Raw genomic sequence first — 25724 nt, 5'->3', positions numbered from 1 at the left:
TTCGTTGAACGCGCCCCGGCGAGCCTCAGGGCGTGCCAAGACTGTCCGACGGCGCCGCATGATCATCATGTGCCGGCGCCGTCGGACAGGCCCACGTCAGACGTACGAGAAGAGGCGGACGTGACGGACACCAGCGACAGATCCCTGCGGGACGACGGCGCGACCGGGTCCTCGGGCGGCCCCGGTCTGCGCAGCGCCCTCAAACAGCGGCACATGACCCTGATCGCGATCGGCGGTGTCATCGGCGCCGGACTCTTCGTCGGCAGCCGCGTCGTCATCCAGGACACCGGGCCCGCCGCCGTGATCTCCTTCGCGCTCGCCGGCGGCCTGGTCATCCTCGTGATGCGGATGCTCGGCGAAATGGCGGTGGCACGCCCGGCCGTCGGCTCCTTCCACGCCTACGCACGGCTGGCCCTCGGCCCGATGGGCAGCTTCACCATCGGCTGGCTGTACTGGTACTTCTGGGTCAACGTGGTGGCCCTCGAAGCGGTCGCGGGCGCCGAAATCGTCCGTGCCTGGCTGCCCGGCATCCCGCTCTGGACGATCAGCCTGGCCCTGATGCTGATCCTGACGGCGGTCAACATGCTGTCGGTGAAGACCTTCGGCGAGTTCGAGTACTGGTTCTCGTCCATCAAGGTGGCCGCGATCACGGTGTTCCTCGTCGTGGGACTCGTCTTCGTGGTCGGCCTGTGGCCGGGTGCGCACGACGCGGGCGGCGTCGACAACCTGACCGCGCACGGCGGCTTCCTGCCGATGGGGGTGGGGCCGGTCCTCACCTCGATCATCCCGGCGGTCGGCTTCTTCACCGGCGCCGAGATCGCCGCGCTGGCGGCCGCGGAATCCGCCGAGCCCGGCCGCAACGTCGCGCGGGCGACCCGCTCCGTCGTCGTGCGCGTCCTGCTCTTCTACGTGGGCTCGATCTTCCTGGTCGTCGCGATCGTCCCGTGGAGCTCGGACAAGCTGAACGGCGGACCGTACATCGCGGCGCTTCAGGAGATCGGCATCCCCGGCGCCGACACCATGATGCGCATCCTGATCCTGATCGCGGTCCTCTCCTCGCTCAACGCGGGCCTGTACTCGGCGTCCCGCATCGTCTTCGCCCTCACCCGCGAGGGCGAGGCACCACGCGGCCTCACGAAACTGAGCCGCAGCGGAGTCCCGCGCCGAGCCATCCTCCTGGCCACGGTCCTCGGCTACGTGGCCGTGGTCTTCGCCTACGTCTCCCCGGACACGGTCTTCTCCTTCATCGTGCACTCCTACGGAGCGGTCGCCCTCTTCGTCTACCTCCTGGTCGCCCTCTCCCAACTCCGCCTGCGCAAGCGCCTGGAGCGCGAGGACCCCGAGTCCCTCACCCTCAAGATGTGGGGCTACCCGTACCTGAGCTGGTTCACGATCGGCGCGATGGTCGTCGTCATCGCCGCGATGGCGATCCTCCCGGCAACCCGCGCGGACTTCGCCGCCAGCCTGCTCACGGTCGTGGTCGTCCTGGCCTCCTACGCCGCCCTCCGCAGACGCCGCCGCGCACAGGCGGCGGCAGGTCTTGACCTCAAGTCCGATTGAGCTTCTAGGTTCGCCCCATGAAGACACTTGTGCTGGGAAGGACGCCCGTCAGGGTGGCAGAGGTACTGACCACGCTGCGCGCGGACGGGTTCGACGCGGAGGGCGTGAGCACGGACGGCGAGGCGCGCGGGCTCCTCGAGACCGAGGAGTTCGCGGTGCTGATCATCGGCGGCGGAGTCGAGCCCGAATCCCGCGTGGCGCTCAAGGAGTTCGTGGCGGTGCACGGAGTGCGCCGGGTCATCGACGGCGCCCTGACAGCGCCGTTCGACACCTACGTACGCCGGGAGTTCGAGCCGCTGATCCGGGAGGCCGCGGCGACGGCGTGACGGCGTGACGGGCGGCCGGTCAGCCGGTCAGCCGGCCGTGGGCATGAAGGCCTTGGCGTGTGCGAGGTGTGCCTCCAGGAGGCCGGCCGCTTCCTCGCCCTTCGCCTGACGCAGCAGTGACACGATCTCCCGGTGCTCCTCGACCTGCGCCGGGAGATCGTCGCTTGTGCGGTCCGTGGTGGCCACTGCCAGCTTGATCTCCGACATGAGGTCGCGGGCGGTCGTCGTCAGGCGCGGACTGCCCAACAGCCCCACGATCGCCACATGCACGGACAGATGCGCCTCCGTGACGACACTGGCGGCGGCCGACGAGGCGACCGCCTCCTCGAAGTCGCGCTGGGCCGCGGTGAGCGCCACGAGGTCGGCGCGGGTGGCCTGCACCACCGACCGCGCGGCCGCCGTCTCAAGGACCCGGCGCGCCTTGAAGATGTCCTCGATCTCGTCCTCGGTGAGCCGCCGGACCTCGACCCCGCGGTTCGGCCGCCGCACCAACAGGCCCTCGGCCGTGAGGATTTGCAGCGCCTCGCGCACGGTGCTGCGGGAGACCCCGAGGCTCGCCGCGACGTTGCTCTCGCGCAGCGAGGTGCCGCCCTCGATGGTGCCCCGGTACATCTCCTCGCGCAGTGCGTGGGCCACCCGGTCCACCGTGCTGGAGCGATCGATCTCTATGGGCCCTAGCGCCATCACGTTCTCCCTCGGAGCATGCGTCGGATTGCCGGACAATTGTTGCCGACACTCTACTGGCAGCCGACTACCAGGCGGTGGCGGGGAGTTGGTCGGCGGAATTAATCGCTCCGACTCTTGACCGTCACCCAGCGTTGCTGAAATTGTCCGACAAGCAGTCAGTCCGGCGAGACCCGTCGACACACTGTCGTGCTCAGCCCTGCCCAGCCCCGCCCGCGGGCGGCCCTTCGGGCGCCCCCACCCTGCCGACCGCGGCTGTCGAGCTGCCCCCTTTCCTCCCAGGGAGACCGTCCATGACCGGTACCGCCGCTGCCACCACCCGCCTATGGGGCGGACGCTTCCGCAACGCCCCCGACGAAGCGCTGACAAAGCTCTCGCGTTCCGAGCCGAGCTACTTCGACATGGCGCCCTACGACCTCGCGGGCTCCCGCTCCCACGCCCGCGAACTGCACCGGGCGGGACTCCTCGGCGACGCGGAACTGGCCACGCTCATCGAGGCCGTCGACGTACTCGACGGCGAGTACCGGCGCGGCGAGATACGGCCGCTGCCCGAGGACGAGGACGTCCACACGTTCCTGGAGCGGGTGCTCAGCGAACGGCTCGGCGCCGTCGGCGGAAAGCTGCGCGCCGGACGCTCCCGCAACGACCAGGCCGCCAACGACCTGCGGCTCTACCTCCGCGACCAGGTGCGCCACCTCGCCGAAGCCACCGCGGACCTGGAAGAGGCCCTGCTCGCCCAGGCCCGGCGGCACCGCGCCACCCCGGCCCCCGGCTTCACCCACCTGCAGCCCGCCCAGCCGATCACCTTCGGCCACCAACTCCTGGCGCACACCCACGCGATCAGCCGCGACATCGACCGGCTGCGCGACTGGGACCGCCGCAGCGCCCGCTCCCCGCTGGGCGCCGCGGCCCTCGCCGGATCGGCCATCGCGCTCACCCCCGAGCACGCCGCGCGCGAACTCGGATACGAGCGCACCTGCGCCAACTCCATCGACGCGGTGGCCAGTCGGGACCACGTCGCCGAGTTCCTCTTCGTCGGCTCGATGCTCGCCGTCGACGTGTCCCGGCTCGCGGAGGAGATCTGCCTCTGGGCCAGCCGCCAGTTCCGCTGGATCGCGCTCGACGACCGCTTCGCCACCGGCTCCTCGATCATGCCGCAGAAGAAGAACCCGGACATCGCCGAGCTGGCCCGCGGCAAGGCGGGCCGCCTCGCCGGCAACCTGATGGGCGTCATCGGCGCACTCAAGGGCCTCCCGCTCGCCTACAACCGGGACCTCGCCGAGGACAAGCGCGCCGCCTTCGACACCGTCGAGACCCTGCTGACGGTGCTGCCCGCGATGTCCGGCATGGTGCGCACCTTCGTCGTCGACGAGGCCGAGCTGCGTACGCAGGCCACCGCCGGATTCACCCTCGCCACCGAGATCGCCGACTGGCTCGCCCGCAGCGGCGTCCCGTTCAGCGAGGCCCACGAGATCACCGGCGCCGTCGTACAGCTCTGCGAGGAGCGCGGCGTCGAGCTCGAGGAGCTGAGCGACGCCGACTACGCGGGCGTCGACGCCCGCCTCACCCCCGAGGTGCGCTCCGTCCTCACCGTCGAGGCCGCGCTGGGCGCCCGCAGCGGGCAAGGAGGCACCGCACCCGCCCAGGTCGACGTGCAGATAACGGAGTTGGAGGCGCTCATCGCCGAACAGCGCGCGTGGGCCGCCGCCTACCAGGGGCCCCGCGCATGAGCACGCCACCGTCCTCGACCGGCACGACAGCCTCCGGAGAAGAGAGTCACGTCATGTCCGAAGCAGTAGCGGAGAGCTCCGCACCCGCGGACACCGGCGACCTCGTCGCGGTGCCACGCACCCACTACGGACGCTGGGTCGGCGCGCTCGTGGTCGTCGTCTTCCTGGGTTGGCTGGGCTACGCCTTCGCCCACGCGGCCATCGACTGGGGCGTCGTCAAGGAGTACCTGACGATGAGCGTGCTCCTGAAGGGGCTGCTCATCACCCTGGTCCTCACCGTCGTCGGCATGATCCTCGGCATCGTCCTCGGTGTCCTGGTCGCCGTGATGCGCCTGTCCCGCAACCCGGTCACCTCCGGCGTCGGCTGGCTGTACGTGTGGGTGTTCCGCGGCACCCCGGTCTATCTGCAACTGCTCGCCTGGTTCAACATCGGGCTGCTCTTCCCGTACGTGTCACTGCCCGGCCTGGGCGGCGCCCGCACCGTCGACCTCGTCACCCCGTTCGTCGCCGCCGCCATCGGCCTCGGCCTCAACCAGGGCGCGTACACCTCCGAAGTGGTGCGCGCCGGCATCCTCTCCATCGACGAGGGGCAGACCGAGGCGGCCCAGGCGCTCGGCATGTCACGCCTGCGCACCATGGGCCAGATCGTGCTGCCGCAGGCGATGCGGGTGATCCTGCCGCCCATCGGCAACGAGACCATCGGCATGCTCAAGACGACCTCGCTCGCCTCGGCCATCGGCGTCAGCGAGATCCTCTCCGAGGCGCAGCACATCTACTTCGTCAACAACCGGATCATGGAACTGCTGATCGTGTGTGCCGTCTGGTACCTCGCCGCGGTCTCCATCCTCTCCATCGTCCAGTACTACCTGGAACGGCACTTCGCCCGGGGCAGCAGCAGCCGAGCACTGCCCGCGACGCCCCTGCAACGGCTGCGCAAGACCCTCCAGCAGAAGAAGGCGGTCTCCTGATGAGCGTCACCACGAGCACCGAACACGCCCTGGTGCGGGCCGAGTCGGTGCACAAGAGCTACGGCGACCTCCAGGTCCTCAGGGGCATCGACCTCGACGTGCGGCGCGGCGAGGTGGTGTGTCTGCTCGGCCCGTCCGGATCCGGCAAGAGCACCTTCCTGCGCTGCATCAACCACCTGGAACAGCTCAACTCCGGTCGCATCTGGGTGGGCGACGAGGTGATCGGCTACCGGCAGCAGGGCAACAAGCTGCACGAGCTGAACGAGCGGGCCATCGCCCGGCAGCGCCGTCGCATCGGCATGGTCTTCCAGCGGTTCAATCTGTTCCCGCACATGACGGCCCTGGAGAACGTGGTCGCGGCGCCCGTCGGCGTCAAGCGCGTGCCGCGCGCCGCCGCCCGCGAGCGCGCCGCCGAACTGCTGGCCCGGGTGGGACTGAAGGACAAGGCGGACTCCTACCCGCGACAGCTGTCCGGCGGTCAGCAGCAGCGCGTCGCCATCGCCCGCGCTCTTGCCATGGAACCCGACCTGATGCTCTTCGACGAGCCGACCTCCGCGCTCGACCCCGAGCTGGTCGGCGAGGTCCTGGAGGTGATGAAGGACCTGGCGAGCAGCGGCCTGACGATGATGGTCGTCACGCACGAGATCTCCTTCGCGCGCGAGGTCGCCGACCGCGTGGCGTTCATGGACGGCGGCGAGATCCTGGAGGTCGGCCCGCCGTCCGAGGTGCTCGTCAACCCGCGACACCCGCGCACGCAGTCGTTCCTGGCCCGCGTCCTGTGAGCCCCGAGTCCGCAGGAGAAGCCATGTCCCGTCCGCTCCGCGCGCTCACGGCCGTCGCGGCCTGCCTCGCCGCGACGGCCGCGCTCTCCGGCTGTGTCAGCACGAGCATGCCCGCGTCGGTGGCGGGAAAGGGCGGCCTGCCGCCCTCCATCACCGAGGACAAGGAACTCAAGGTCGGCCTGTCGCCCGACTTCCCGCCGATGGAGTACCGCGACGAGAAGACCAGCCGCGTGGTGGGCGTCGATGTCGACCTCGCGCGGGCGCTCGGCGCCGAACTCGGCCTCAAGGTCACGTTCCAGGAGCAGAAGTTCGACCAGCTCATGAACTCGGTGACCACCTCGCGCGTCGACATGGTGATGTCCGGGATCTCCGACACCGTCGACCGCCAGGAGACCGTGGACTTCGTCGACTACTTCGACACCGTCGGCCGCTTCTACACCCTGCCGGGCCGCGCCGACGACTTCCGCGACGGCGACGACGTGTGCGGCCGCAAGCTCGCCGTCAGCAAGACGACCGACTACTACGGTCAGGCCCTGGAGTACAACAAGCGGTACTGCACCGGAAAGGGCAAGCCCGCCATCCGCGTCCTGCCCACCGACTCCGGAGCGGCGGCCCGACTGCAACTGGAGCAGAAGCGCGCGGACGTCGCCATCCAGGGCGGCGAGAACCTGGCCTTCTTCGAGCGCACCGAACCCGGACGGTTCAAGGTGGTGCTCGATCCGATCCCCGCGAAACCGTTCGCCGCCGTGGTGAAGAAGGACGACAAGCCCATGGCACGCCTCGTGCTCAAGGGCTTCCGGCAACTGCGCGCCGACGGAACGTACCAGCGGATCCTGAAGAAGGCCGGCATGGCCTACGGGTCGATGGCGCCCACGTTCAACGGAGTTGAGGACTGACCCATGCACACCCCTGTCGACCCGAACCCGCCGCGCTGGCCGCACGGGCACCGCGCCGCGGTCGCCCTCGCCTTCGACCTGGACGGACCCACCGGCGGAGCCATGCTCGACGGCTCCCTGTGGGACCGGCCCGGCTACTTCGCCCTCGGCGGCTACGGACCCCACCGGGCGCTGCCCCGGCTGCTCGACCTCCTCGACGACGCCGGGGCCCCCGCCACCTTCTTCGCCCCGGCGTGGGTGGTGGAGCACTGGCCCGAGGCCTGCCGCGCCATCGTCGAGCGCGGCCACGAGGTCGCCCACCACGGCTACCGGCACGAGTGCTATTACGACCTGACCGTCGACGAACAGCACGCCGTGATCACCCGCAGCCAGCGGGTGTTCCGTGACGTCCTCGGCGTCGAGGCCACCGGCTTCCGCTCCCCGTCGGGCGACTGGCACCCCGAGACACCCCGCATCCTGCGCGAGCACGGCTTCCGCTACTCCAGCTCGATGCGCGGCGACGACCGCCCGTACCGACACACCCTCGACGGCGCCACGACCGACCTCGTGGAGATCCCGGCACGCTGGGACATGGACGACTACGCCTTCCTCGCCTACCACCGCAACCCCGACTACCCCAGCGGCCAGGACCGGATCGCGAGCTACGCGCTGACGCTCGACAACTGGAAGCGCGAATTCGACGGATACCGCGCCGAAGGGCTCTGCCTGACGACCCTCTTCCACCCGAAGGTCTCGGGACGCCCCGGCCGCCTGCTGCTCCTGGAGGAACTCATCGACCACATGCGCGCACACGACGACGTCTGGTTCGCGACCTGCCACGACGTGGCCGACTGGTGGATCGCGAGCGGGCAGGGGCAGGCGACGGAGGTGACCGCCGCGTGAGCGACACCCAGAGCACCCGCGGCCGGTGGCCGAACGGCACCCGCGCCGCCGTCATGATCACCGTCGACCACGATGCCGACCTCGCCCTCCTCAGCGGCTCGCCCGCCATCGCGGACCGCGGCAAGACCCTGTCCGTCGGCCGCTACGGCACCGACCGCGGCATCGACCGACTGCTCGGCCTCTTCTCCGAACTCGCCGTACCCACCACATGGTTCGTGCCGGGGCGCAACGCGGAGCGGCACCCCGAAGCGGTGCGCCGCATCGCGGCCGCAGGGCACGAGCCGGCCTGCCACGGAGACGCGCACGAGGACTTCCAGCCCCTGACGCTCGACGAGCAGATACGCGCCGTGCGCGACGGAGCCGACCGGCTGCGGCAGGTCACCGGTGCGCCCGTGCGCGGCTTCCGCACCCCTGCCGGGGAGTGGAAGCCGGGGCTCGGCGCCCACTTCGCCGACGCGGGCCTCGACTGGTCCTCCTCGTCGCCCGGCGACGACCTGCCCTACCTCCACCCCGGTACGGACGGTGTCGTCGAGATCCCGGTCCAGTACGAACTGGAGGACCACCAGTACTTCTTCTTCAACCTCGAACCGCCCTTCCCCACGGGCCAGTCGCGCATCGCGTCGTACGCGCACGTCCTCGGCAACTGGACCCAGGAGTTCACGGCACACCACCGCTTCGGGCTCTGCTACGTGCTGCGGCTGCACCCCGAGGTGACGGGGACCCCGGGCAGGATCGGGGTCGTGCGGGACCTGATCACCCACATCCAGGGCCACCCCGACGTCTGGCTCGCGACCGGATCGCAGATCGCCGACTGGTGGCGGACGAACCACCCGGACAACGGCCCCGGCCACCCGGCGGACCTGTTCGCCCGGCTCCGGGCGGAGCGGGAGGCCGCCGTATGACACCGAGCCCGCTCACCCGGCTCGCCCGCCTGATCACCGACACCACGTACGACCACCTGCCGGAAGCCACCAGGCGCAAGGCGACGCTCCACCTCCTGGACACCCTCGGAGCCGGCCTCGCGGGCGCGCGCAGCGAGGAGGCCGGGATCGCCCTCTCGGTGCTCGGCGGGGAGCATGGCGAAGCCCCGGTGTGGGGGACGCGCGAGCGGCTGACACCACGGGCGGCGGCCCTGGTGAACGGTGTCTCCAGCCACGCCTACGAGGTCGACGACACCGGTGGGTGCGACCACTCGGGCGCGGTCGTCGTACCCGCCGCGCTCGCGGCCGCCGCCGTCGCCGCCGCCCCGGTGAGCGGCGCCCGGCTGCTCACCGCGATCGTCCTCGGATACGACGTGGGGCGCCGGATGCTCGAAGCATGCGGTGGCTACGAGGCGCACAACGGAGCCGGCTGGCACTCCACCGGAACCTGCGGCCCCTTCGGAGCGGCCGCCGCGGCCGCCCATGTCCTCGGCCTCACCACCCGACAGACGGAGGCGGCCATCGGCCTGGCGTCCAGCGGCAGCGCGGGCCTGTGGGCCTTCGTCCACGACGGAGCCATGACCAAGCGGCTGCACGCGGGCCGGGCGGCCGAGAGCGGCCTGCTCGCGGCGCGCATGGCGGCGGCCGGGATGACGGGGCCCTCGGCGGTCCTCGACGACGTCTGGGGCGGTGCGCTCGCCACGTACGCGGGGAAGGACGCCCAACCCGGCGCGCTCACCGAGGAGTTGGGCAGCAACTGGAAGATCATGCGCAGCTCCCTCAAGCCGTACGCGTCGTGCCGCGGCACCCACTCGTCGGTCGACGCCCTGCTCGCCGTCATGGCCGACCGGAATCTGGACGCGGACGACATCGCCGCCGTCCATGTGCGCATGAGTCCGTTCCTGCACGGGATGTGCGGGGGACGTGACACCGCGTCGCTCGCGGCGGCGCAGCTCAGCCTCCCCTGCGCGCTGGCCGCCGTCATCACCCATGGCCATGCGGGACTTGAGGCCTACGTAGACGTCCGCGGGGACCGGGTTCCGCCGTACGCCGCCATCGAGCGCATCGAGTTGGAGGTGGACGAGGCGATGGCGGCGGACGAGGAGCCGGTCGTCACCGTGACCGGCACCGACGGGCGACGCTGGTCGCTCCGGGTCGACGACCCCAGTGGCTCGCCGGGGAACCCGCTCACCGAAACGGCCGTACGGGAGAAGTTCCGTGGTCTCGCGGGGCGGGTGTTCCCCGAGGAGCGGGTCCGGGCGCTGGAAGAGACGGTGCTCGGCCTGGCAGGGGCAGGGGCAGGGGACGCGAGAGTGCTGGGGACATTCCTCGCTCTGTAGCGGCCCTGGGCGGACAATTCTGCGCACTCGCTGGCGCGTCGCGACGAAGCATGCTCAACTATGCGCACGTTCTTGCAAGTTGGTGAGCGAGTCTGCGCAGCCGGGGTGATCGCCGGGGCCGGTGGCGCTCATGGTGCACTTCAAGGAGGCCGGGTGAGCAGCCGCCGTGTTCTGCGGGAGACCCGCACCATCGACCCCGCGTCGATCACGGAGCACTACCTGGACCGTGTCCTCGCCCTCCCCGAGGGTGTCGGCACGCTCCGCGTCGAGTTGGACTTCGAGAAGGTCACCGACTGCTTCCAGCTCTACGCGGCCGCCCTCGACCCCGGCGGGTTCCTGCGCGGCCACGTGCAGTGCCCCGGTGACCCCGGGCCCCGCCGACTGTCCTTCGAGGTGGGGGAGGAGCACGCCGACCTCGGCTGCCACGCGGGACCGCTGCCCGCCGGCGAGTGGACCATCCGCATCGACCTCGACCGGTTCACCCAGGGCGGGAGCTACGAGCTGCGGGTGTTCGTCGCCGATGCCGATGCCGATGCCGACGCCGGTCGTGCCGTAACCGCTGTCGGGCGTACGGGAGTTGTGCGGGCGGCGCCGGTACCGCCGTCGCCCCCCACCTGGCTCCGCGGCGAACTCCACTCGCACTCCCTGCACAGCGACGGCTCCGCCGACCTCCCCGCCCTGCTCGACGCCGCGCGCGCCGCCGGCCTCGACTTCCTCGCCGTCAGCGACCACTTCACGTCGAGCCACTGGGCGGAACTCGCGCGCCTGGAGGAGCAGGGGGCCGCCGAAGGACTCGTCCTCCTCCGCTCCATCGAGCTGACCTCCCACTTCGGCCACGCCAACCTGCACGGCCTGTCCCGGTGGCCCGGCACCTACGTCGACGCCGACGGCTGGGACTTCGCCGACGCCGCCCGCGACGTGCATGCCCAGGACGGGCTCGTGGGTGTCAACCATCCCTTCAGCGGCCGCCAGGCGTGGCGCAGGGACGACCACACCTGGGACGACGTCGACCTCCTGGAGATCGACAACTTCGGTCAGGGGGCCAATAACGACGCGGCCGTCGGACTCTGGGACCGGCTGCTCGGCTCGGGGCACCGCATCACCGGCGTCGCCGGCACCGACTGCCACCACCCCCAGAAGCCCGAACACCGGCTCGGCCAAGTCACCACCGTCGTACGGGCGGAGCGCAGCCGCGAGGGCATCCTCGGGGCGCTGCGGGCGGGCGAGGCCTATGTGTCGCGCGGGGCCGGGCTGCGGCTCTCCGCCCGGACCGCCGCTGGGCAGTGCGGAATGGGCGGGACCGTGCCCCTGGACGGGCCCGTCCACCTCGACGTAGAGCTCGACACACCGCGCCCCGCCGTGCTGTTCATCCTGCGCGGCGGACTGCTCTGGCACATGGAACCGGTGGCGGCCGACGGGCCCGCGCGCATCCGCGTGACCGACCCGCGCCCGCTCCCCGGCCCCTACCGCGCCGAGCTGCACGCCTCCAGCGACGACCCCTACTTCTGGGCCTCGTGCAATCGCTCGCACGCCTCCTCACTCGCCGTCTCCAACCCCGTGTGGGTCGCCGCCACGTCCCCGCGGGAAGCAGAAAGGCACTCCGCATGAGATCCGTACGTGTCTGTGTCCTCGCCGTCACCGCGCTCGCCCTCACCGCCTGCAGCTCCGTCGTCGGCGGGCAGAAGTCCGGTGACAGCAAGGGACTCGTCGTCTACACCTCCTCCGGGCCCGAGGTGACAGGCCCCATCGTGAAGGCCTTCGAGAAGGCCCACCCCGACATCAAGGTGACGCTCACCGCGATCTCCGGCACCGGCCCGCTCATGAGCCGTATCCAGGGCGAGAAGGCCAACCCCCTCGGTGACGTCGCGTGGGGCGGCTCCATCGAGAACTACAAGGCCGTCGCGGGCAAGGGGATCTGGGCGCCGGCCGAACTCGACCAGGACACGCACATGGTGGCCACCGACCCCAAGCACCAGTGGCACGCCACCGATCTGCTCTACCAGGCCATCGCCGTCAACACCGACCGCGTGAAGAACCCGGCCGACTATCCGAAGGCGATGAACGACCTCGCCGACCCGAAGTGGAAGCAGCAGGGCGGCATCGGCTTCGCCAACCCCCGTTCCTCCGGGACCGGTTACTCGGTTCTCGCCGCCATGGTGAGCAAGTACGGCTGGGACTACGTCGACAGGTTCCTCCCCAACGCCAAGGTCACCGACAGCAGCGACGCCATGTTCAAGGGCGTACGCAACGGCGAGTTCCCGGTGGCCTTCATCAACGAGGACCTGGGCAATGCCTGGGTGAAGGCCAAGGCGCCGCTCAAGCTGGTCTATCCGACCGACGTGGTCTCCAACCAGATCGGCGCCGCGGCCGTCATCAAGGACGCGCCCCACACCGCCAACGCGAAGACCTTCGTCGACTACCTCATGTCCGCCAAGGGACAGCAGGTCATGAGCGACGCCGTCGGCCGCCGCTCCGCCCGCACCGACCTGCCCGCGCCGGCCGGACTCGCCGAGGGCAAGAGCCTCCATCTGGCCACGTCGCCCGAGGAGTTCGTGAGCGAGCAGCCGAAGGTGCTCGACCAGTTCGACGACGCGTCGGGCGCCAAGTAGCGGCGGGGCGCGGAACGTCACATGACCACGACCGACACCCCGCCCGAGCAGCGGACCGCGGCTGCCGCCCGCCGGCCGCGCCGCCGCCCCGGCATCTGGGTCCTCATCGCCGTCCTGCTCACCCTGTTGCTGCTCGCCATCGTCGTGCTGCCCCAACTGCGCATCGTGACGGCGGCCTTCAGCGACGGCCACGGCGGGGCGACCCTCGCGCACTTCGCGGAGTTCTTCACCACCGCCCGCTTCACCGAGGCCCTGTGGCACTCGGTGGTGGTGTCCCTCGCCGCCGGGCTGCTGTCCTGCCTGGTGGGGATTCCGGCCGCGTATCTGCTGGCGCAGTACGACCTGCCGCGGCGCAGCCTCTTCCTCACCCTCGCGACCATGGCGACCGTCTCGCCGCCGTTCCTCGGCGCCTACGCCTGGGTCATGCTGCTCGGCCGCGGTGGCATCCTCACCGACGTCCTCCCACTGCCGTTCGACACCATCATCGGGCCGGGCGGCATCATCTGGGTGACCATCTGGGCCACCCAGTCCATGACCTTCCTGATCGCCTACGACACCTTCCGGTCCATCGACCCGAGCCTCGACGAAGCAGCCTCAAGCGTGGGCAGCCACCCGTGGCGCACCCGGCTGCGCATCGTCCTGCCGCTCGCCGTTCCGGCCCTCGTCACCGGCTTCTACACCGCCGCGATGAAGATCTTCGCGGACTTCGGCACCCCGCTCATCATCGGCGGCGGCTACCGCATGCTGCCGGTGCAGGTCTACAACGAGTTCCTCAGCGAGGTCAGCACCAACCCCGCCCTCGCCTCCTCCGCCAGCCTGGTCATGCTCGCCGTCGCCGGCGCCACCCTCGCCGTGCAGCAGTGGGCACTGAGGCGCAGGACCTACGCGTCGGTGGGCGTGCGCACCCGGCCGCTGCAGCCGGTCGGCCGGGCCCAGAAGGTCCTCATGACCGGCTGGCTCTGCCTCGTGTTCTTCCTGTCCTTCGTGCCGCATCTCGTCGTCATCGGGACCAGCTTCCTGACCTGGCAGACCGGCATCCTGACCTGGACGCCCACCCTCGCCAACTACCGGCAGCTGTTCGCCGAGGACCTGGGCACGATCCTCACCAGCTTCGTCCTCGCCGGCATCGGCTGCGTGCTGTGCATCCTCGTCGGCGTCCTCACCGCCTACATCACGGTGCGCCGCCGCTATCGGGTCCTCGCCCCGGCGCTCAACATCATGGTGATGATCCCGTACATCCTGCCGGGCACCGTCCTCGCCATCGGCCTCATCCTCAGCTTCAACAGCGCGCCGCTCATCCTCACCGGGACGGCGACCATCATCGTGCTCGTCTATCTGACCCGGCGCCTGCCGTACTTCATGAAGTCGGTCGAGGCCGCCATGACCCAGGTGCACCCGGCCCTCGAAGAAGCCGCGATCAGTGTCGGGGCCAAGCCCCTGCGGGCGTTCCGGCAGGCGACGCTGCCCGCCATCCGGCCGGCCGTGGTCTCCGGAGGCACCGTCGCGTTCCTCCAGATGATCACCGAACTGAGCGCCACGATCATGGTCTACGCGGTCCCCTTCGTCACGATGACCGTCGTGATCTTCAACAACGCGGTGCAGCCCGGCAGCCCGTTCGGCGTCGCCTCCGCGATGACCGTCGTCCTGATGGTCAGCGTCTACGTGCCCCTGTACTTCGTCCGGCGCCGCTTCTCCGACCTCAGAACCTCGTGACGGGATCCCACCCAACATGGCCACAGACCTGCCCGCTTCCGTCGCCTCCGTGGGCGTCACCATCTCCGGTGTCCGCAAGCAGTTCCCCAAGCACCTCGCGCTGGACGGCATCGACCTGTCCGTCCCCGCCGGATCCTTCACCACCCTGCTCGGGCCCTCCGGCTGCGGGAAGACCACGCTGCTGCGCATCCTCGCCGGATTCGAGACGGCGACCAGCGGCTCGGTGAGCTTCGGCGACCGGGACGTGGCGACCGTCCCGCCCTGGAAGCGGGACGTCGGGTTCGTGTTCCAGAACTACGCGCTGTGGCCGCAGATGCGGGTGAGCGAGAACGTCGCGTACGGCCTGAAGCTCCGCAAGCTGTCCAAGACCGAGATCGCCCGCCGTGTGCACGCGACTCTCGACCAGGTCGGCCTCGCCCAGCGCGCCGACGCCTTCCCCGGCCAGCTCTCCGGCGGCCAGCAGCAACGCGTGGCGATGGCCCGCGCCCTGGCGCTGCGCCCGACCGTCCTGCTGCTCGACGAGCCGCTGTCCAACCTCGACGCGAAGATGCGCGTCGACATGCGCCACGAACTGCTCACCCTCCAGCGCGAGGCCGGGATCACCGCCGTCTACGTCACCCATGACCAGGAGGAGGCGCTGGAGATGTCCGATGTCGTCGCGGTCATGAACAACGGCCGCATCGAACAGGTCGGTTCGCCGTCCGACATCTACGAGCGCCCCGCTACCTCCTTCGTGGCGTCCTTCGTCGGCCAGGTCACGCTGATCGCGGGCCGGTGCACGCCGACGGGCTTCGTGCCCGACCTGCCGGCCGCCCGGCCCCTCACCGAGATCCCGGAGGGCGTACACGAGCGCGAACACGGATCGTGCCAACTGGCCCTGCGCCCGGAGGACATCACCGTGGTCGAGCCCGGGCACGCCGAGTGCCATTGGGAAGGCACCCTCGAGCGCACCACGTACCACGGCAGGGGCCGCACCAGTTCGGTCCGCCTCGCCGACGGCACCCGCTGCCTCGTCGCCCATCGCGCGCCGCTGACGGCCGGTCCGGGCGACACGGTCGGACTCCGCGCGCTCGGCGGCTGCCTCGTCCCGATCGACCGCCGCGTCAGCCCGGTTCCGGCTCCGGGCGCAACTGCCGCAGCCAGCTCTCCGTCCGGGTGAGGTGTGCGCCCGCCGCCGCTGCCGCCGCGGTGGGGTCGTGGGCGGCCAGCGCGTCGATGAGCGCCTCGTGGCCCTGGTCGCTCGCGGCACGGACCGCCGTGCCCTGCGAGGAGCCGTACACGTTGTAATGGCGGCCCCGCGAGCGCAGGACGCCGGCGAGCGCGGCCAGGGTCTCGTTGCCGGAGGCCGCGCAGATCGTGGTGTGGAACTCGTGGTCCAGGTCGTGGAGTTCCTGCTCGTCCCCGGTCGCGCTCAGGCGCGCCTGCAGCTCCCGCAGCCGCGCGATCACCTGCCCGTCGGCGCGGGCCGCCGCCAGCGCGGCAGCGTGGCACTCCACGGCGCGGCGGGTGTCGAAGAGTTCCAGGATGCCGTCGAGGGGGAGTACGTCGACCATCGCGGCGAAGCCCGCCAGCATGTGCGCAGGACGCAGCGCGGAGACGAACGTGCCCGCGCCGTGCCGGGGTTCGAGCATCCCGAGCGCCGCGAGTGAGCGCACCGCCTCGCGCAGCGAACCGCGTGACACACCGAGCCGGGCGCACAGGTCGGGCTCCGGCGGCAGCTGCGCGCCCGCGGTCAGCTCGCCGCTCGCGATCATCGCCCGCAGTCCGGCTGCCGCCGTGTCGGTGGCCGTCATCGTCTTGCCCCCTTTGTCCTCGGATCGTCCGAGGAGTCATCCGATGAATCCCGTGGTGGGTAGTGTGCAGGCCGCGAGAGAGATTCTCACGATTGCCAACTATCCCTGTTCAGAGAGCAATTTACGGCCTACGGTCCTGCGAGTACGACCCGACCGAACACAGTCATCGGATGACTCGCGGAGTGACATGTCTTCCCACCCCCTCGACGCCTGGGCGCTCGACCCCGACGTACGCCACCTCAACCACGGCTCCTTCGGCGCCGTGCCCCGTGTCACCCTCGACGAATTGCGGGCGCTGCGCACGGAGATGGAGGCCAACCCCTGCCGATGGTTCCGCGGACTCCCTGAGCGCGTGGCCCGGGCCCGCACCGACATTGCCCGGCACCTGCGCGTCGCCCCGGACACCCTCGCGCTCGTGCCCAACGCCAGCGCCGGGATCAGTACGGTCCTGGGCTCCCTCGACCTCCCCGCCGGCAGCCAGGTGCTGCTGACGGACCACTCCTACGGCGCCGTCACCATGGGAGTGACCCGGGCGGCCGAGCGTGCGGGCGCGCACGTACGGACCCTGCACATCCCGCTCGACGCGACACCCACGGAGATCGGCGCGCTGTTCGCCGACGCCCTCGCGGACACCGGCGCGCCGACCTCCCTCGTGGTCGTCGACCAGATCACCTCCGCCACCGCCCGCCTCTTCCCCGTCGCCGACATCGCCGCGCACGCGCACGCGGCAGGAGCCCTCGTCCTCGTCGACGGGGCGCACGCGCCCGGCATGCTCGCCGACCCCCTCGCCGACGCGGGCGAGGCCGACTTCTGGGTGGGCAACCTGCACAAGTGGCCCTGCGCGCCCCGCGGCACGGCGGCCCTCGTGGCACGCGGCGAGCGGGCGCAGCGGCTGTACCCGCTGACCGACTCCTGGGGCGCGCCCTACCCGTTCCCCGAGCGCTTCGACCAGCAGGGCACGGTGGACCTCGCCCCCTGGCTCGCGGCGCCGCGCTCCCTGGAGTTCGTCGAGGAGCGCTTCGGCTGGGACGCCGCCCGTCGGCACATGGCCGAACTGGCGGGGGAGGCACAGCAGTTGCTCGCGGAGGCGCTGGGCGTGGACACCGCTCCGGTCGGCGGCAGCCCGGCCCCGGCCATGCGCCTCGTGCCGCTGCCCGAGGGCGCTGCGGACGACCAGGACGCCGCGCACGCGCTGCAACGCCACCTCGCCGACACGATCGGCTGCGAGACGGCCGTCACGACATGGAACGGCCGCGGCTTCCTCCGCCTGTCCGCGCACCTCTACAACGACCGCAAGGACTACGCGTACCTGGCCGACCAGCTGCCGTCGGCACTGGCGACCGCCTCGTAAAAGCCCGTGTCCGAACCACGTCCCCTCCCGAAGGACCAGTCAGCGTGCGCACCAAATCCATCGAGGCGACCCTTCGGGACGCCGAACGCCCCGCGACCCGGCTCGCCCGTTCCTTGGGGCCGCTCCAGCTCAGCATGATGGGCGTCGGCGTCACGATCGGCGCGGGCATCTTCGTGCTCACGGGCACCGCGGCCGCCAACTACGCGGGTCCCGCCATCGCCCTGTCCTACCTGCTCGGCGCCGTCGCCTCCGCCCTGGTGGCGCTCTGCTACATGGAGTTCGCCTCCACCGTGCCGGTCGCGGGCAGCGCGTACACCTTCGCGTACGTCTCGCTCGGCGAGCTGGTGGCGTGGCTCATCGGCTGGGACCTGATCCTCGACATGACGATGGGCGCGGGGGCGGTGGCCAGCGGATGGGCGCAGTACGTCGCGGACTTCCTCGCCACGTTCGGTGTGCACCTGCCGACGTCGATCGTCGGGCCCGACGCCGTGGTCAATGTGCCCGCCGTCCTGATCATCCTCGTCCTCACCGCGATCCTGTCCTCCAGCGTCCGCACGACCGCGCGCGTAAACACGGTCATGACGCTGGTCAAGCTGGCCGCGATCGTCGTCTTCCTGTGCGTCGGCGTGTTCCACATCGACGTCGCCAACTGGTCGCCGTTCATACCCGATTCGCGGCCGCCGGGCGGTGACGGCGACTTCTGGGAGCAGCCGCTGCTCGGCTGGGCCGGCATCAGCACCAACGCCACGTTCGGCTTCGCGGGCATCCTCACCGGCGGGGCGATCGTCTTCGGCGCGTACTCCGGTTTCGACATCATGGCCAGCAACGCGGAAGAGGCCAAGCGGCCCCAACGCACGCTCCCCATCGCCCTGATGGCGACCGTGGCCGTCTGCGCCACCCTGTACGTCGCCGTGTCCCTCGTCATCACCGGCATGCGCGCGTACCCGCATCTGAACACGGGCGCCCCGGTGACCGCGGCGCTCGCCTCCGTCGGCGCGGACTGGGCGGTGCGGGTCGTCGGCATCGGCGCCATCTGCGGGCTCACCACCGTCGTCATGATCATGCTGCTCGGGCAGAGCCGGGTCTTCCTCGCGATGAGCCGCGACCGACTGCTGCCCGAATGGTTCTCCCACGTCCACCCGGCCACGCGCAGCCCGCGCCGCATCACCTGGACGCTGGGCCTGATGGTCGCCTTCATGACGGCGGTCCTGCCCATCCAGGACCTCGCCGAACTCGGCAACATCGGCATGCTGACGTCGTTCGTGGTCGTCTGCGTCGGCGTGATGCACCTGCGCCGCACCCGCCCCGACCTGCCGCGCGGCTTCCGCACACCATGGGTCCCGGTCGTCCCCGTCGTGGCACTGCTCCTGTGCCTGCTCCTCGTGGGCAGCCTGCCGCTGATCACCTGGGTGCGGTTCCTGGCGTGGATGGCGGTGGGCCTTGTCATCTACGGGGTGTGGGGGCGGCGCAACAGCCGTGTCGCCTCGGGGGAGTTGGCCGGTGAGGCGGCGGCCCGGTCCCCGGAGCCGGAGGAGACCCTGCACACGTAGGGCCTGATCCAGACCACTGAGCCCGGCCGTGCGCCACGAGCCGGACATGCCGCCCGTTCCTTGCGCGGCATGTCCGGCTCTGGTGTGTCACCGGACGCCCCGTCGATTCGCGCGCGAACACCACGTCACACGCCCGCCCGAAGATTCGCCCCGACGCGCCCATTGACGCCCCGCGCGTGGACGCGCCATGCTCCCGGCATCGCGTGTTATCGATAACACGATCTTGAGTCCGCCTGAGGGAGCCGCCCCATGACAGGCCGTCACCCGTCCATCGGTCCAGCTCTACCGGCCGCGAGGCCCGGCAGACGCGCACTTCTGCGGGCGGCCGCCGCCGGCGCCGTGGCCACCGCGTCGGCGCCGCTCCTCACGGCGTGCGGCACCGCCTCCGGGCAGCCTCCCGGCAAGGTGGCCCTGCACGGCGACAACCCGACGTGGGCGCCGCCGATCAAGGCGGCGGGCGAGGCGATGCGCAAGGTCGACGGCATCGGGCTCGTGCCCGAGGTCATCCCGTCCCTGGAGTCCTTCGAGCAGGTCGTCAAGTCCTCGCTGCGCACCAACAAGACACCGGACATGCTCAAGTACTGGTCCGGCTACCGGCTCCAGGACCTCGCCCGCACCGGCGGCATCGAGGACCTGTCCGACCAGTGGGCGGGCGCCGTCCGCAAGGGCTGGGCCGACCCGGCCCTGCGGGACGCGCTCAGCTACCGCGGCCGCGTCTACGGACTGCCGATGAACCTCGCGTACTACGTCTTCTTCTACAACCCGGAGGTCTTCCGGGCCAACGGCCTGAAGAAGCCGGAGACCTGGGACGCCTTCCTGCACACCGCCGACCGCCTCAAGCGCGCGGGCATCACACCGCTGCACGCGACGACGGCCGGCCGGTGGCCCGCGTTCATCTGGTTCCAGGAGATCCTCACCCGGCAGAACCCCCAGTTCTACGACGACCTCATGAACGGGCGCGCCCGCTACACCGACGAGCCCGCCCAGCAGGCCATGCGCACCATCGCGTCCTTCGCCGACAAGCACTGGTTCACGTCCCTCGACATGGAACACGCCACGGCCGCCGCGGGTGTGCTGCACGGCAAGGTCGGCATGGTGGCCTGCGGCTCCTGGCTCGGCGGGACCTTCACGGGGCTCGGCGGCAAGCCAGGCAAGAACGTCGACGCGTTCGTGCTGCCCATGCAGAACACCCGCGTCCGCCCCGCCGTGGTCTTCGAGAGCAGCGCCCTGGTGTGCACGGTCCGCGGACCCGACCGCGCGGAGGCGCTGCGCGCCGCGGGCGCCTGGACACACCCCCAGGTCATGAAGGCCTTCTCGCACGCCCTGCACGACGGCTGCCCGAACCCGGCCGTCCCACCCGCGAACGTGATGATCGAGGGTGTCACCCGCACCGTGCGCGAGACGAAGGCCCGCAAGCTCAACCGCTTCTGGGAGCTGGGCCCGCCCGAACTCGTCGAGTCCACCGTCGACGACCTCGCCGCCGCCCTGATCGACCCGTCCTCGTACCGGTCGGTGCTGCGCACGATGCAGGGCCGCGCCGACGAGGCATGGCCGGTATGGCGGGAGGCGGAAGCGGCATGAGCGGGACCGTGCGGACGACCGCACCCGTCGAAGCCACCAAGGTGACACCGCCGCGCCGCCGGATCCCCACCCGCACACCCCACCGGGCGGGCGGCGGCGGGAAGGGCACGGGCCGACTCGGTGGCCCGCTCTCCGGCGTCCCGTGGGCGCTGCCCGCCCTGCTGTTCGTGGGCGTGCTCCTCGTGTACCCGTTCCTGCGCAGCATCTACGGCAGCTTCTTCGAGGACAACGGCTTCACCAGCCACTTCACCGGCCTCGACAACTTCACGCGGCTCGCAGCCGACCCCATCTTCGGCCGCTCGCTGCTCAACACCGTGATGTGGGTGGCGGGCACCCTGCTGCTCCCGGTCCTCGCGGGACTCGCCATCGCTGTGGCCACGCACCGGATGCGCTTCGGGCTGATCGCGCAGACCGTCATCGTGCTGCCGTACGCGGTCTCGGGCGCCGCCACCGCCGTGCTGTGGAAGTTCATCCTCACCTCGGAGGGCTCCCTCAACCAGGTCCTCGACGCCATCGGCCTCGGCTCCCTCGCCCAGCCCTGGCTCCTGGAGTGGCCGCAGAACACCCTCTCCATGATCGTGGCCAGCACCTGGCAGGCCACAGGGCTCAACGTCGTCCTCTTCGCCATCGGCCTGCGCGCCATCCCGCGCGAGACCATCGAGGCCGCCGAACTGGACGGGGCGCGCGGCTGGCGGATGTTCCGACACATCACACTGCCCCAACTGCGGTCCGTGACCGTCGTGGTGGTCGGCATGGCCATCGTCAACAGCCTCAAGGCCTTCGACATGATCTGGGTCCTCACCCAGGGCGGCCCCGCCCGCTCCTCCGAGACCCTCGCGCTGACCATGTACCGCGAGACCTTCCGGCTCTTCCACATCGGCTACGGCTCCGCGATCGCCCTCGTCCTGTCCGTCATCGTCGTCGCCTCCTCGTGGCTGTATCTGCGCCGGCAGCTGCCCGAGACGTCCCCGCGCTGACCCGAGCCGTGTTCGACAAGGAGTGACACCCGTGGGAAAGACCTTCCGCAATCTCTTCGTCGGCGGCTGTGTGCTGCTCTGGCTGGTGCCCCTGTACCTGCTGGTCGTGAACGCGCTGACCCCCGTCGGCTCGTACAGCGGCACGGCGGCCTGGACGCCGAACGGCTTCGCGCTTCTGGACAACCTCGTGACCGCCTGGAACGACGCGGGCATCGGCGAGAGCTTCCTCAGCTCCCTGCTGTACGCGGTGGTGTGCGGCGCGGCCGCCGTGCTCGTCGCCGCCATGGCCGCGTTCGCCGTGGTGGTGCTGCCGATCCCGAGGCCCGCGTTCTGGTTCTGGCTCATCTACTCGGGGACCCTCTTCCCGCTCCAGATGTTCCTCGCGCCGCTGTTCGGCATGTACGCCGAGGGCAACCTCTACGACACCCGGCTCGGCCTCATGCTCATCTACGTGGCGTGGGCCGTCCCCTTCGCCTTCTTCCTGATCCGCAACCAGATGACCACCATGCCGCCCGAGGTGACCGAGGCCGCGATGATCGACGGTGCCTCGTTCCGGCGGATCTTCTGGCGCATCCATGTGCCGCTGATGGGCTCCAGCCTGGCGGCCGCGTTCATCTTCCAGTTCACCGCCGTCTGGAACGACCTGCTGTTCGGCATCACACTCACCCGCAGCCCCGACGTCCAACCGGTGATGGCCGCCCTCACCAGCCTCAACAACGCCTACGCCTCGTCAGGACCGCCCGTCATCCTGGCCGGCGCGCTGATCGTCTCCCTGCCCACCCTCGTCGTCTTCCTGACGTTCCGCGGCCTCTTCCTGCGCGGCGTCACCGCCGCCACCCGCTGAACCCCCGTAACCGCACCCAGAGTTGGAGAAGTCCGCATGACCACACGGGCCCTCGTCCGCACCACCGACTGGGACAACGACCGCATCCGGGAGAGCCTGCGCGGCTCCGTCGTGAGCGCCGAAGGCAGCTTGTCCGGCAATCCGTTGCGGCTCACCGTCGAGCCACTGATGCGCCGCGCGCAGGACGGCGGACTGCTGCAATCGCTGCGCGTGGAGGCGGTGAACGGGGGCGCGATCCCCGCCGAACTCACCGTGCGCACCGAGTCCGGGGCGGCGCTGCCCGCCGAGCGCATCGCCGGGCCGAACGGCTCCGTGCGCCTGCTGCTGCCCGCCGTCGACACCGCGCAGCGCGTCACCGTGGCGGCGACGGACGGCGACGGCATCGACGTCACCCTCACCCCGCAGCGCGAGTGGACCATCCACCTCGTCCACCACTCGCACCTCGACATCGGCTACACCGACCCGCAGGGCCGCGTCCTCGCCGAACACCTCTCGTTCCTCGACTCCTGCCTGGAGCTGACGCAGGCCACCGACGACTGGGAGCCCGAGTCCCAGTTCCGTTGGTGTGTCGAGTCGTTGCTCTCCTTCCAGCAGTGGGCCGACGCCCGCCCCGCCGAGCAGGTCAAGGAGTTCGTGCGACGGGTCCAGGAAGGGCGCATCGAGCTCACCGCGCTGCCGTTCAACCTGCACAGCGAGACCTGCTCCACCGACGAGCTGCACGAACTGCTGCGCCTCGCCCACCAGGTGCGCGACGAGCACGGTGTCGACTTCACCTCGGCCATGCAGACCGACGTGCCCGGCCACGTCGTCGGCCTCATCGACGCGCTCAGCGCGGCAGGCGTCAAGTACCTGTCCGTGGCGCACAATTGGGCCGGTCGTTCCGTGCCCCACCTGGTCGGCGGCGAGAAGCTGCCGCGGCTGTTCCGCTGGCAGGCGCCGAGCGGCAACAGCGTGCTCGTCTGGGTCACCGACACCCCGCACGGCCTCGCCTACATGGAGGGTCCGCTGCTCGGCTTCGACACCGACTACTCCTCGGTCGACGACCTGCTGCCCGCCTACCTCACCTCCCTCGCCTCCCACCCCTACCCGTACCGCGGTGGTGTCTTCGGCTGGGCCATGGACGAGAAGGAGATCAAGCGCGAGCCCTACCCGTGGGACGTCCTGCACCTGCGCGTCCAGGGCAAGTTCGGGGACAACGCACCGCCGCGCCGCATCATCGCCGACACCGTGCGCCGCTGGAACGAGACCTGGGCCTACCCGCAACTGCGCCTGTCCCGCAACGAGGACTTCTTCACCGACGCCGAGAACCGGCTCGGCGACGAGATCCAGACCTTCGAGGGCGACTGGACGGACTGGTGGGTCGACGGCGTCGGCTCCGGCGCCCACCCGCTGTCGATGGCCCGCACCGCCCAGGCCGTCGTCGCCGACGCGCAGACCCTCGGCAGCTTCGCGGGCGTCCTCGGCGCGCCGGGGGCGGCCGACGACACACGTGACTCGGCCGGTGTGTACGAAGCGGTGTCCCTCTTCGACGAACACACCTGGGGCGCGGGCGACCCCTGGACCCACGGCCACGACCACGGCCACTCCGGCGAGCAGCAGTGGCACTGGAAGTACGGCCAGGCCGTGCGCGCCCGCGACGACGGCCAGTCGCTCCTGAACCGCGCGAACGCCCGCCTCGGTCAGCGCCTCGCCCGGCCCGCCGACACCCCGGCCGCGTTCCACGTGGTGAACACCTGCTCCTGGCCGCGTACCGAGGTCGCCGAGATCTTCCTCCCCGAGTCCAGCGTCCCGCTCGAACAGGCCGTGACCCTCTACGACGCCCGCACCGGCGCCGCGTTGACACACGAGGAGCGACCGCAGGTCAACGAGGAGCACCGCGACGCGGGCCGCTTCCTTCTCGTCCGCGTCGACGACGTGCCGGCCGCCGGTTCGGTGCGGATCGACGTCCGCGCCGCCGACAGCTCGGGCGCTGCCGCCGGGGAGACGACCGCCGTCAAGGCCGCCACCGGCTGGAACCCCACCGGCGGCAGCGAGCGCGAGAACCCGGCCGACACCGCAGCCGCGGCCCACGCCCGCACCGACCCGCTGCTCCTGGAGAACGACCACCTCGCCGTCCGCGTCGACCTGGCCCGCGCCTGCATCGCCTCCGTCATCGACAGGGCGACAGGGCGCGAACTCGTCCGCGCCGACGCCATCACCGGCTTCAACGCCTACATCCACGACAGCTACACCACGTCCGGAGGCTTCAACCACAACTCCAGCCGCACCACCGCCTCCGACCGCCTCGAACACCTCGGCAGGCGCTCCGTGGCCCCGCCCGCCGCGCTCATCGCCCGCCGCACCACGGCCACCGCCGAGACCCTCACCTACGAGACCCGCCCGCCGGGCGCCAACCGGGTGCGCACAACGCTCACCCTGCCGCACGGCGTCGGCCGCCTCGACATCGAGAACCAGGTCGACAAGGACGCCACCCTCGGCAAGGAGAGCGCCTACTTCGCGTTCCCCTTCGCCTTCGAGACACCCACCGTGCGGATGGAGGCCTCGGGCGGCGCCACCGGCACCGACCTCCCCGTGGTCCCCGGCTCCGCGCTGCACATGCGGGCCGTGCGCCGCTGGATCACGCTCCAGGACGACGACCTCGCCGTCGGCTGGGCCACACAGGACGCGCCGCTCGTCCAGTTCGGCAACATCGCCCTGCCGTACGCGCCGTTCCCGAAGACGATGAACCACGACGAACCCGCCACCGTCTACTCGTGGATCCACAACAACCTGTGGGACACCAACTTCCCCAGCGAGCAGGCCTTCGAGTTCACCTTCCGGTACTCGCTCTCCTGCGCCACCGGCGCCGACGTCGCGGGACTCGGCCCGCGCACCGCCGCCGGCACCTCACGACCGCTGCACGCGGTGCGCGCCCGCGGGGCCGTCAGCGCCGACGCCGCCGACCAGTTGGCCTTCGCGACCGTCGGCGACCCGCGCGTACGACTCGTCGGTGCCACCACCCCGGACGCCGAGGGAGCCGTGCTGCTGCGCCTTCAGTCCTTCGCCGAGGAACCCGTCGCCTGCCCGGTGCGCGCGCACTTCCCCGTTGCCTCGGCGCGGCTCGCGGACTATCACGGTCGGGCAGGGGACGAACTGGCCCTTGAGGGCGGCGAGGTCACCGTCGACGTCCCCGCCTTCGGCACCACCGCGGTGCTCTTCCGACGTTGACGGCGTTGGTG

The 25724-nt window shown here is 70.9% G+C and carries 21 protein-coding genes; 19 read left to right on the top strand and 2 right to left on the bottom strand.

The features are described from left to right. Window positions 1-120: 120 nt before the first annotated feature. Both OKJ99_RS09920 and OKJ99_RS09915 read left to right on the top strand, forming a co-directional pair. Window positions 121-1560 carry an amino acid permease gene (locus OKJ99_RS09920; RefSeq protein ID WP_326015495.1) on the top strand — a complete coding sequence of 480 codons (1440 nt, stop codon included), beginning with the start codon at window positions 121-123 and terminating at the stop codon, window positions 1558-1560. A 17-nt stretch (window positions 1561-1577) separates the two neighbouring features. Continuing rightward, window positions 1578-1886 (top strand): hypothetical protein, encoded by a 309-nt coding sequence (locus tag OKJ99_RS09915; RefSeq protein ID WP_326015494.1) that lies wholly within the window; start codon window positions 1578-1580, stop codon window positions 1884-1886. Between the two features lie 27 nt (window positions 1887-1913). Here OKJ99_RS09915 and OKJ99_RS09910 read toward each other — a convergent pair whose 3' ends face one another. Continuing rightward, window positions 1914-2570, bottom strand: a complete 657-nt coding sequence (locus tag OKJ99_RS09910) for a GntR family transcriptional regulator (RefSeq protein WP_326015493.1) — start codon at window positions 2568-2570, stop codon at window positions 1914-1916. 293 nt (window positions 2571-2863) lie between these two features. Here OKJ99_RS09910 and argH point away from each other — a divergent pair, with 293 nt between their 5' ends. The 11 genes from argH (at window position 2864) to OKJ99_RS09855 (ending at window position 15569) form a co-directional block, all read left to right on the top strand. Beyond that, a complete protein-coding gene (argH, locus tag OKJ99_RS09905; RefSeq protein ID WP_326015492.1) occupies window positions 2864-4300 on the top strand; it encodes an argininosuccinate lyase in 1437 nt (478 codons plus the stop codon). A gap of 53 nt (window positions 4301-4353) precedes the next feature. Continuing rightward, window positions 4354-5268 (top strand): amino acid ABC transporter permease, encoded by a 915-nt coding sequence (locus OKJ99_RS09900; protein WP_326015491.1) that lies wholly within the window; start codon window positions 4354-4356, stop codon window positions 5266-5268. After that, window positions 5268-6050, top strand: a complete 783-nt coding sequence (locus OKJ99_RS09895; protein ID WP_326015490.1) for an amino acid ABC transporter ATP-binding protein — start codon at window positions 5268-5270, stop codon at window positions 6048-6050. Before OKJ99_RS09900 ends, OKJ99_RS09895 begins: the two co-directional genes overlap by 1 nt. Window positions 6051-6073: 23 nt before the next feature. Beyond that, a complete protein-coding gene (locus OKJ99_RS09890; protein WP_326015489.1) occupies window positions 6074-6946 on the top strand; it encodes an ABC transporter substrate-binding protein in 873 nt (290 codons plus the stop codon). A 3-nt stretch (window positions 6947-6949) separates the two neighbouring features. Next, window positions 6950-7828, top strand: coding sequence for a polysaccharide deacetylase family protein (locus OKJ99_RS09885; protein ID WP_326015488.1), 879 nt, complete (start codon window positions 6950-6952; stop codon window positions 7826-7828). Further along, the gene (locus OKJ99_RS09880) at window positions 7825-8730 is read left to right on the top strand and encodes a polysaccharide deacetylase family protein (protein ID WP_326015487.1); all 906 of its coding nucleotides are present in this window, start codon (window positions 7825-7827) and stop codon (window positions 8728-8730) included. Before OKJ99_RS09885 ends, OKJ99_RS09880 begins: the two co-directional genes overlap by 4 nt. After that, window positions 8727-10088, top strand: coding sequence for an MmgE/PrpD family protein (locus OKJ99_RS09875; RefSeq protein ID WP_326015486.1), 1362 nt, complete (start codon window positions 8727-8729; stop codon window positions 10086-10088). Before OKJ99_RS09880 ends, OKJ99_RS09875 begins: the two co-directional genes overlap by 4 nt. Before the next feature lie 153 nt (window positions 10089-10241). After that, complete coding sequence (locus OKJ99_RS09870; RefSeq protein ID WP_326015485.1) at window positions 10242-11696, top strand: CehA/McbA family metallohydrolase; 1455 nt, start codon at window positions 10242-10244, stop codon at window positions 11694-11696. Further along, window positions 11693-12697, top strand: coding sequence for an extracellular solute-binding protein (locus OKJ99_RS09865; protein ID WP_326015484.1), 1005 nt, complete (start codon window positions 11693-11695; stop codon window positions 12695-12697). The genes OKJ99_RS09870 and OKJ99_RS09865 overlap by 4 nt, the downstream gene beginning before the upstream one ends. A 21-nt stretch (window positions 12698-12718) precedes the next feature. Then, a complete protein-coding gene (locus OKJ99_RS09860) occupies window positions 12719-14410 on the top strand; it encodes an ABC transporter permease (protein ID WP_326015483.1) in 1692 nt (563 codons plus the stop codon). Window positions 14411-14426: 16 nt separating this feature from the next. Beyond that, a complete protein-coding gene (locus OKJ99_RS09855; protein ID WP_326015482.1) occupies window positions 14427-15569 on the top strand; it encodes an ABC transporter ATP-binding protein in 1143 nt (380 codons plus the stop codon). On the opposite strand, the gene OKJ99_RS09850 is transcribed toward OKJ99_RS09855, so the two are convergent. Then, a complete protein-coding gene (locus OKJ99_RS09850; protein WP_326015481.1) occupies window positions 15514-16203 on the bottom strand; it encodes a FadR/GntR family transcriptional regulator in 690 nt (229 codons plus the stop codon). The two genes, OKJ99_RS09855 and OKJ99_RS09850, sit on opposite strands and share 56 nt — an antisense overlap. A gap of 187 nt (window positions 16204-16390) precedes the next feature. Here OKJ99_RS09850 and OKJ99_RS09845 point away from each other — a divergent pair, with 187 nt between their 5' ends. From OKJ99_RS09845 to OKJ99_RS09820, 6 genes are all read left to right on the top strand, one after another. Further along, a complete protein-coding gene (locus tag OKJ99_RS09845) occupies window positions 16391-17554 on the top strand; it encodes an aminotransferase class V-fold PLP-dependent enzyme (protein WP_326015480.1) in 1164 nt (387 codons plus the stop codon). Window positions 17555-17598: 44 nt separating this feature from the next. Further along, window positions 17599-19104 (top strand): APC family permease, encoded by a 1506-nt coding sequence (locus tag OKJ99_RS09840; protein ID WP_326015479.1) that lies wholly within the window; start codon window positions 17599-17601, stop codon window positions 19102-19104. Between the two features lie 249 nt (window positions 19105-19353). Next, window positions 19354-20685 carry an ABC transporter substrate-binding protein gene (locus OKJ99_RS09835; RefSeq protein WP_326015478.1) on the top strand — a complete coding sequence of 444 codons (1332 nt, stop codon included), beginning with the start codon at window positions 19354-19356 and terminating at the stop codon, window positions 20683-20685. Further along, window positions 20682-21662: a carbohydrate ABC transporter permease gene (locus OKJ99_RS09830; protein ID WP_326015477.1), complete on the top strand. Its 981-nt coding sequence runs from the start codon at window positions 20682-20684 to the stop codon at window positions 21660-21662. The genes OKJ99_RS09835 and OKJ99_RS09830 overlap by 4 nt, the downstream gene beginning before the upstream one ends. Window positions 21663-21693: 31 nt before the next feature. Next, window positions 21694-22506 carry a carbohydrate ABC transporter permease gene (locus OKJ99_RS09825; RefSeq protein WP_326015476.1) on the top strand — a complete coding sequence of 271 codons (813 nt, stop codon included), beginning with the start codon at window positions 21694-21696 and terminating at the stop codon, window positions 22504-22506. A gap of 36 nt (window positions 22507-22542) precedes the next feature. Beyond that, window positions 22543-25713: a glycoside hydrolase family 38 N-terminal domain-containing protein gene (locus OKJ99_RS09820; RefSeq protein ID WP_326015475.1), complete on the top strand. Its 3171-nt coding sequence runs from the start codon at window positions 22543-22545 to the stop codon at window positions 25711-25713. Window positions 25714-25724 lie beyond the last annotated feature (11 nt).

This window comes from Streptomyces endophyticus, assembly GCF_035798155.1.
Classification (GTDB): Bacteria; Actinomycetota; Actinomycetes; order Streptomycetales; family Streptomycetaceae; genus Streptomyces; species Streptomyces endophyticus.
This window is presented reverse-complemented; position numbering and strand designations above follow the sequence as displayed.

Excerpts from the sequence above, each read along its gene's own strand:
- OKJ99_RS09915 (WP_326015494.1), top strand. The coding sequence starts at position 1,578 with ATGAAGACACTTGTGCTGGGAAGGACGCCCGTCAGGGTGGCAGAGGTA.
- OKJ99_RS09910 (WP_326015493.1), bottom strand. The coding sequence starts at position 2,570 with ATGGCGCTAGGGCCCATAGAGATCGATCGCTCCAGCACGGTGGACCGG.
- argH (WP_326015492.1), top strand. The coding sequence starts at position 2,864 with ATGACCGGTACCGCCGCTGCCACCACCCGCCTATGGGGCGGACGCTTC.
- OKJ99_RS09900 (WP_326015491.1), top strand. The coding sequence starts at position 4,354 with ATGTCCGAAGCAGTAGCGGAGAGCTCCGCACCCGCGGACACCGGCGAC.
- OKJ99_RS09895 (WP_326015490.1), top strand. The coding sequence starts at position 5,268 with ATGAGCGTCACCACGAGCACCGAACACGCCCTGGTGCGGGCCGAGTCG.
- OKJ99_RS09890 (WP_326015489.1), top strand. The coding sequence starts at position 6,074 with ATGTCCCGTCCGCTCCGCGCGCTCACGGCCGTCGCGGCCTGCCTCGCC.
- OKJ99_RS09885 (WP_326015488.1), top strand. The coding sequence starts at position 6,950 with ATGCACACCCCTGTCGACCCGAACCCGCCGCGCTGGCCGCACGGGCAC.
- OKJ99_RS09875 (WP_326015486.1), top strand. The coding sequence starts at position 8,727 with ATGACACCGAGCCCGCTCACCCGGCTCGCCCGCCTGATCACCGACACC.
- OKJ99_RS09865 (WP_326015484.1), top strand. The coding sequence starts at position 11,693 with ATGAGATCCGTACGTGTCTGTGTCCTCGCCGTCACCGCGCTCGCCCTC.
- OKJ99_RS09860 (WP_326015483.1), top strand. The coding sequence starts at position 12,719 with ATGACCACGACCGACACCCCGCCCGAGCAGCGGACCGCGGCTGCCGCC.
- OKJ99_RS09855 (WP_326015482.1), top strand. The coding sequence starts at position 14,427 with ATGGCCACAGACCTGCCCGCTTCCGTCGCCTCCGTGGGCGTCACCATC.
- OKJ99_RS09850 (WP_326015481.1), bottom strand. The coding sequence starts at position 16,203 with ATGACGGCCACCGACACGGCGGCAGCCGGACTGCGGGCGATGATCGCG.
- OKJ99_RS09845 (WP_326015480.1), top strand. The coding sequence starts at position 16,391 with ATGTCTTCCCACCCCCTCGACGCCTGGGCGCTCGACCCCGACGTACGC.
- OKJ99_RS09835 (WP_326015478.1), top strand. The coding sequence starts at position 19,354 with ATGACAGGCCGTCACCCGTCCATCGGTCCAGCTCTACCGGCCGCGAGG.
- OKJ99_RS09830 (WP_326015477.1), top strand. The coding sequence starts at position 20,682 with ATGAGCGGGACCGTGCGGACGACCGCACCCGTCGAAGCCACCAAGGTG.
- OKJ99_RS09820 (WP_326015475.1), top strand. The coding sequence starts at position 22,543 with ATGACCACACGGGCCCTCGTCCGCACCACCGACTGGGACAACGACCGC.